Raw genomic sequence first — 7,204 nt, forward strand, 5'->3', positions numbered from 1 at the left:
GACAACATAATCCCCAATTTGTTCAGCGTGCGGCTTAGGGTTTAAGCAACTTCCCGCGGCCTTTGCACTTTACGTGCTTATCCTGGAGACAGGTTTTCAGACTTGGTGTAGGGTTGCAGCGGATGTTAACATTATCGCGTCTGGTGATAAGACGAAAAGTCTGAGAATGCAAACAATTATATGAGCAATGTACCCGCACAACGTGAATATTTCCTCGACTCCATTCGTGCATGGCTGATGCTTTTGGGGATACCTTTTCATATCTCGTTAATCTATTCGAGTCATATCTGGCACGTTAATAGCGCCGAGTCATCCTGGTGGCTTACGCTGTTCAATGATTTTATTCACGCCTTCCGGATGCAGGTTTTCTTTGTTATTTCCGGTTACTTTTCATACATGCTTTTTTTACGTTATCCGTTAAAAAAGTGGTGGAAAGTCCGCGTGGAACGCGTTGGCATTCCGATGCTCACCGCCATCCCGTTATTAACATTGCCACAGTTTATGATGCTGCAATATGTGAAAGGCAAGACAGAAACCTGGCATACGCTTTCGTTGTATGAGAAGTATAATACTCTGGTCTGGGAGTTGACCTCCCATCTGTGGTTTTTACTGGTGTTGACTATCCTGACTACCGCCGGGCTGTGGCTGTTTAGTCTCCTTCGCCGACGTCAGGAACAGCAGCAGGGTGTGCTGCTCGCCCGGCTGACCCTCAGCAAACTTACGCTCATTTTCTTTCTGCTGGGCATTGCTTACGCCGCTCTGCGTCGTACGCTGCTGATTGTTTACGCACCGGTTCTCAGCGACGGGCTATTTAACTTCGTGGTAATGCAGACGCTGTTTTATATCCCTTTCTTTATCCTTGGCGCGCTGGCTTTTATTAATCCCCGCCTGAAGGAACTTTTCACCACGCCGTCTCCCTGGTGTTTAGCCGGGGCAATCGTGGGTTTTGTCGCCTATTTGCTGAACCAGCGCTACGGTAGCGGCGACGCGTGGATGTATGAAACCGAATCGGTGATTACGATGGTATTTGGCTTATGGATGGTTAACGTGGTCTTTTCCTTCGGACACCGGCTGCTTAATTTCCAGTCGGCGCGGGTGACTTATTTTGTTAACGCGTCGCTGTTTATTTACCTGGTGCATCACCCGTTGACGTTATTTTTTGGCGCGTATATTACACCGCAGATTAGCTCTAATACGCTGGGTTTTTTCACCGGTCTGGTGTTTGTGGTAGGTTGTGCGCTGGTGCTGTACGAAATTCATTTGCGCATACCGCTGCTGCGTTTTCTGTTCTCAGGCAAACCGCAGACAAAGCAGGATAAGTCTGCGGTTACGGCACGATAATAGTTGGCCCCCTCAACTAAAGGGGGCCGCTTATAATAGCCATTCGACCGGTAATCGATAAACCAGACGTACCAGAAGACGTTTCCAGAAGTGTGAGTTTGGCTCCTTCTTTAACACAATCGTCTGTCCATCCCGCTCTTCAATCCAGTTCACTCTTCCCCACCGATCCAGCTTAAGTTGCCAGGCGGCATGGCGCTGGCTTTTGAGGAAATTATGGTGAATTTTTTGCGCCAGCGGTTCGCTGTCTATCACAAAGCCCATTTCGGTATTTAGCATCGCTGAACGCGGATCAAAATTAAACGAGCCAATAAACACTTTACTGTTGTCCACGCTGAACGTTTTTGCATGCAGGCTCGAGCCGGAGTTCCCGGTAAGCCCGCTATCATGCAGACCGGGCGCAGGTTTTGAGGTTGGTTTTAATTCGAAAAGCTCCACACCATGGCGCAGCAATTTTTTACGCCAGCGCGCGTAGCCTGCGTGAACGACCGCCACATCGTTAGCTGCCAGGGAGTTGGTCAGGATAGCCACTTTGACGCCGCGCCGGACCATTTGCAGGATCATAGCGACACCCGCACGTCCCGGGACAAAGTAAGAAGAAATGATATCAATCTGTTTTTCCGGTGCCCCCATCACGTTCATCAGCCGCTGAGGGAGCAACGTCCGCTTACGCGCTTTCCCCTGCCCCTTGCGCGGGTCGTCACTTAACAAGCGAGTTTGCGCCCACAGCAAAGGAAGCGAGCCCTCTTCCAGGCGAGAAACGAAGGAGGTAGTTTTCAGCTTGTGCAAATACTGTTGGGCATATGGGTCATTAAGCCATTCATCCGGGATCACTACCCGGCGGGTAATGTCCTCTTCTGAGATATCCAGCACCTGCTGCAACGTCGAGACGGATTTGCACTCCCAGTAACGCTCAAAATCCTCCGCCACATCCGCCACGACATCACCAATGGCCATCACATCCAGATCGGTAAAGAGTGGCTCTTTGCCCGCACCAAAATAGGCATCACCGACGTTTCTGCCACCAATAATGGTTACTTCACCATCAACGGTAAAACTCTTATTGTGCATGCGGCGGTTAAGGCGAGCGAAGTCGGTGAGGTAGCCGAGGATACGCAGAGTCCTGAAAGAGAAAGAGTTAAAAAGACGCACCTCTATATTATGATGGGCGTCCAGCAACCGTAGCGTATCGTCAAGCCCTACCGTATTGTTGTCATCAAGCAAAAGCCTGACTTTAACGCCTCGCTCCGCCGCTTCAAGCAGCACGCGAAACAATAAGCGCCCGGACATATCATCTTCCCAGATGTAGTACTGCACATCCAGGGTCCGTTCGGCCATTTGCGCCAGCCGGTATCGCGCGGCGAACGCGTCGAGGCTGTCATCAAGGGGTAAAAGACCACAATGGTCCGGATGCGCTGCACGGGCCGGAGCGATTGCTCGCCCCAGCCGTGTTTTATGCGACCGGCTCGTCTCCCTGCTGGGTGAGTAATCGCTCATAAAGTCCTGCATTTTCCTCATCATAACAGACAAAGTATATCTGCTCTGGCTGAGGACGCCGGGTGATGTAATCCGAAACGGCATGAAATGCGATTTCTGCGGCGGCGGCTTTCGGATAACCATAAATACCCGTACTAATCGCCGGGAAAGCAATTGAGTGAAAATCGTTGTCGCGGGCAAGCTGTAAACTGTTGCGATACGCATCTTCCAGCAGCCGGGCTTCGTTATGTTCTCCCCCGCGCCAGATGGGTCCGACGGTATGAATGACAGCTTTTGCCGGCAGGTTGCCGGCCAGCGTAATCACTGCATGACCCGGCGCGCACTCCCCCTGCTGCTGGCGTACCACTTTGCAAGCCTCAAGCAAAGCCGGACCCGCCGCGCGATGAATAGCGCCATCAACACCGCCCCCACCCATCAAGGAACTGTTAGCTGCATTGACGATGACATCGACCTGCATAGTAGTGATATCGCCCCGAATCACCTGAATGCGTGATTGCATAATTTTCTCCTGCTGGCATCGGTACTGATGAGTTTATCTTACTCCAATGCACAGAAGAAGACGCGTTCTGCCAGCGTGGTGTAACGCGCCATGCGCTTAGCGATACTGAATGATATAAAGGCCGAGCGTGCGCTCCGGGTTTAAATATTCCAGGGTGGTCTTCTCAAACGGCGTATTACTCACTTCCTGTAGCGGCTGATGATTTAACGACTGTCGGAAGTGCTGGGTTTTGCCTTCACGCACACAGGAAACATTAATATTATGCGTATTATGCGTTACTTCGCAGGGTGGCTCGACTACTTGCCCCTGAAAATGAATGATGCCTCCCGTCGCTTCTTCGCCTGCAAACGTGTTTATAGAGAAGGCGGCTACTGCTGCCTGAGCGCTAATGATGATGTAATCAGATAATTTCATGGTCAATCCCCTGTTTCAGAATCGCGTCTGAAAACGGAAGTAAAGTTAAAGCTTAGTTATCTTTATTACACCTAATTTACAAACAAATAAATACGTATTAACTATTAAATTGATTATTTTCACAAAAAATCAATATTTCTTGATAAACATATTCACCAAATAAATACTTTAGCGAATATATAATATTCCCATTGATCATTTGCGATTTTTATTCAGAGACGCTGAGGGGACGTGATTTTTTATTAGCGCGGGCAGCCAGCCATAGACCACTATTTTTCATGGCATAGCCAAAAACAAGCCCCAACAAGACGGAAGGAATGACAAGCTGATAATCCCCCTGCGCGGCAAACGTGGCGCAGGCACCGATAAAGGTGCCGGGAACGAAGGAAAGTAGACGTTGTTTTGCCTGAATACACATTAGAAAGGCAACCACCCCGGTCATCATATAACCAATGATCTCCAGGTGCGGGGCCAACGCGCTGCCATGAATAATAATTTGCGCCCAGATGATACCGCTCATCAGGGTTGAGGCAGAAATGGCCAGGCCTTTCAGCCCTCCCTGAGGACAGGCAAAATAAGCGGTACAGCCAAGAAAGCCGGCCCAGCCTAATAAACCCAGCGATACGGCAACCCATCCCCATAAACCGGAGAGGACGCCTGTGGTGATTGCGATTGCGAGAAGTGTGCTCATAGCGCGCATCATAGCAGATGCGCGAAGGACAAAGGAGATCTACTGCACAATAAATGCAATAAAGGTTTTGTTGTTACATTTTTATTGTGATTAATATCACAATTATTCATCCTCTCCTTCCTGCAGCTCTTCCCACATTGCCGCGATAGCCTCGCGCGTCAACTGTGCCAGCGTGCGCCAGAACGGCGTTAACGCATGCGCTTCAACTTTGCCAAGAAAGGTGTCACACCATGGCAGTAAATATTCCGCAAATAAGGTTTCCTGCGCCTCGCTCTCGTCTTCAGTGGACTGGTCTTCCAGCCAGGACGCGGCCAGCAGCAATGTACCAAAATGATCGGCTGGCGTATCGGTGAGCGGCATACCGCGAGCGCTCAGAAAGGCACGGACATCGCTTTCTGTCGTCCCTTCAAACCATGCGCTACGATAAGGCGCAACGCGGCAATCCGGGCCGACAAATAGCGCTTCATAATCCGCCGCCAGCGCGTCAGGATCATAGCTTTTCTGTAACCGTGCCAGTAGCTCATCCTGCTCCAGCGGCCAGCTGGCGGCCAGTTTGCCGTCTTTAATCAGCGTAAACAGCGGGACTAACAGCGGGTCCTGCGGCTGGCGATAGTAAAGAGAACCGAGGACGCGGCACAGGATTGAAAACTCGTTCATGCAATATTTCCATTAATCAGGTTAAAAATCGGCAAATTCAGGAATCGGCGTCATACCATGGGACTCCAGAAAATTCAGTAAACGCCGTGGCGTGACATTAAGAATGCGTTCTTCGGGAAAATCAACTTCATCAAGGATCTTGCGACATTCACTGAAATCGCCCAGCGTAAAGGCGGTATGGGAGTCCGAACCCAGTGCGACCCATCCTCCCGCATCGCGAACCGCGGCGGCGATTGCCCGGCAGTTGTTTTCACTGCCTTTACGGGAATGGACGAAGGACGAATTGTTAATCTCAAGCGCCACATTATACTTCGCGGCAGCAGCAGCGACGGCGGGAATATCAATGGGATACTTAGGATTTCCGGGATGGCTGATAATGTGCACTGTGCCGCTGGCTATTGTAGCTATTAACGCCGCGGTATGGGCCGCTTCATCCTGTGGCATAAATACTGGCGTGTGGAAACCAGCAATGATCAGATCAAGTGAAGCTAACATTTGCGCACTGCAATCTGTTTCACCGGTAACGGGTTTTATATTGGCCTCAATACCGCGCAAGATGCCAACACCATCAACAATGCGTGGCCAGATGCGCATATTAATAAAATGCCAGGGATGTGGCGCATCTTCCGCATCAGGACCATGGTCAGTGATGGCAAAGAGCTTTATTCCTTTGTTCTTCGCCTGGGCAATGTAGTCGCTGAGGGTACTGTACGCATGAGTGCTCGCAACAGTATGCATGTGCAGATCGACGGGATACATCGTTCTCTCCTTTGATTTTTGCGCAAGGATATCAGGTATGGCCCTGCGATTTTAAAATTAAAACAGTTTGCTTCGATTCAGTAACCACGTGCGCGATCGACGCGTCCTGTCACCTCTTCCCCTTTTTCAAACCCGACAATAGTACGCGCAATATACTCAATGGCTTGTGCAGGGCGTGTTACCGCGGCAATATGCGGCGTCATCGCGATACGCGGATGCGACCACAGTGGACTTTGTGGCTCCAGAGGTTCCCTGCTGAAAACATCCAGCATCGCGCCCTTCAATTTGCCACTGTCCAGTGCTTGCAACAGATCATTTTCAACAACGTGAACACCGCGCGCGAGATTTAACAAATAAGCATTATTCTGAAGCTGATTTAATCGTTCAGCATTAATAATGCCGACGGTTTCTGGAGTATGCGGCAGCAGGTTAATGACTACCCGCGTGCCGTTAAGAAAAGCGGGGAGCTCGCCCTGGCCTGCAAAACTGGTTACGCCAGGCCATGATTTACGGCTGCGGCTCCAGCTGCGCACAGGAAACCCCCATGCCTGGAGACTTTCCGCTACTTTTCTGCCCAGCACACCTGCGCCAAGAATACCGATAGTAAAATCCTGCTGCTGGTACTCCTCGAGCGGCTGCCAGCGCGCCTGTTGTTTTAACGCCTGGTAATCATCAAAGCGGCGGAACCAGTGCAGTACCTGGCTGACCGCATACTCCTGCATTTGCTCCCCCATTCCGGTATCTTCCAGACGAAACAATGCGGTAGACTCTGCCAGCATCTCCGGGTGCGCCTGAAGTTTTTTCAGGATGGAGTCCACGCCCGCGCCCAGTGCAAATACCGCTTTCAACGGGCGGCCAGCGAGCATATCTACAGGCGGCTCCCAGACCAGTGCATAATCTGCATGCCTGTTATCACCCGCTTCCCACTGCCGCACCCTGGCTCCAGGCAGTTTGTTTTCCAGCTCGTTTTTCCAGTAATGAAAGTCAAAGGTAGGATGATAAAAGATGAGATCCATAGGTACTCCTGCTCTACATGCCGGACGCCCTCTGACGGACGTGATGGCTTCTGATTGATCTATATCGATTTTGAGGATACCAAATTTCAGCGCGGAGTTTTGTAAAATGCCACCCGGCGACAAAAAAGACACTTTTTGTTCATTACGAAAGCAACCTGGCGGAAGTTTAGCTAAACGCACGATTTCTGATAAAAAGAGCATTGACGGCAGGTATGGTTTTCCCTACATTAGCGCCCGTTCCGGTCACGCCGGTACAACAATATGGTGAGGTGTCCGAGTGGCTGAAGGAGCACGCCTGGAAAGTGTGTATACGGCAACGTATCGGGGGTTCGA

The 7,204-nt window shown here is 50.7% G+C and carries 8 protein-coding genes; 1 reads left to right on the forward strand and 7 read right to left on the reverse strand.

The features are described from left to right. Positions 1-180 precede the first annotated feature (180 nt). Complete coding sequence (mdoC, locus tag CHU32_RS22010; RefSeq protein ID WP_103678110.1) at positions 181-1,341, forward strand: glucans biosynthesis protein MdoC; 1,161 nt, start codon at positions 181-183, stop codon at positions 1,339-1,341. Between the two features lie 30 nt (positions 1,342-1,371). On the opposite strand, the gene CHU32_RS22015 is transcribed toward mdoC, so the two are convergent. The 7 genes from CHU32_RS22015 to ghrA all read right to left on the reverse strand — a co-directional run bounded on the left by CHU32_RS22015 (position 1,372) and on the right by ghrA (position 6,871). Further along, a complete protein-coding gene (locus CHU32_RS22015) occupies positions 1,372-2,859 on the reverse strand; it encodes a phospholipase D family protein (protein WP_103678111.1) in 1,488 nt (495 codons plus the stop codon). Next, positions 2,792-3,334, reverse strand: a complete 543-nt coding sequence (ymdB, locus tag CHU32_RS22020; protein WP_103678112.1) for an O-acetyl-ADP-ribose deacetylase — start codon at positions 3,332-3,334, stop codon at positions 2,792-2,794. Before ymdB ends, CHU32_RS22015 begins: the two co-directional genes overlap by 68 nt. Positions 3,335-3,430: 96 nt before the next feature. Then, entirely contained in the window at positions 3,431-3,748 is a 318-nt protein-coding gene (locus tag CHU32_RS22025; protein ID WP_103678113.1) for a type 1 fimbrial protein, read from the reverse strand. A 208-nt stretch (positions 3,749-3,956) separates the two neighbouring features. Continuing rightward, a complete protein-coding gene (locus CHU32_RS22030; RefSeq protein ID WP_133159282.1) occupies positions 3,957-4,439 on the reverse strand; it encodes a DUF1097 domain-containing protein in 483 nt (160 codons plus the stop codon). 102 nt (positions 4,440-4,541) lie between these two features. Further along, a complete protein-coding gene (locus CHU32_RS22035) occupies positions 4,542-5,096 on the reverse strand; it encodes a TorD/DmsD family molecular chaperone (protein ID WP_103678115.1) in 555 nt (184 codons plus the stop codon). 21 nt (positions 5,097-5,117) lie between these two features. Further along, positions 5,118-5,855, reverse strand: coding sequence for a phosphatase (locus CHU32_RS22040; protein WP_103678116.1), 738 nt, complete (start codon positions 5,853-5,855; stop codon positions 5,118-5,120). Between the two features lie 77 nt (positions 5,856-5,932). Then, positions 5,933-6,871 carry a glyoxylate/hydroxypyruvate reductase GhrA gene (gene ghrA, locus CHU32_RS22045; RefSeq protein ID WP_103678117.1) on the reverse strand — a complete coding sequence of 313 codons (939 nt, stop codon included), beginning with the start codon at positions 6,869-6,871 and terminating at the stop codon, positions 5,933-5,935. Positions 6,872-7,204 lie beyond the last annotated feature (333 nt).

It is taken from the genome of Superficieibacter electus (genome assembly GCF_002915575.1).
Taxonomy (GTDB): domain Bacteria; phylum Pseudomonadota; class Gammaproteobacteria; order Enterobacterales; family Enterobacteriaceae; genus Superficieibacter; species Superficieibacter electus.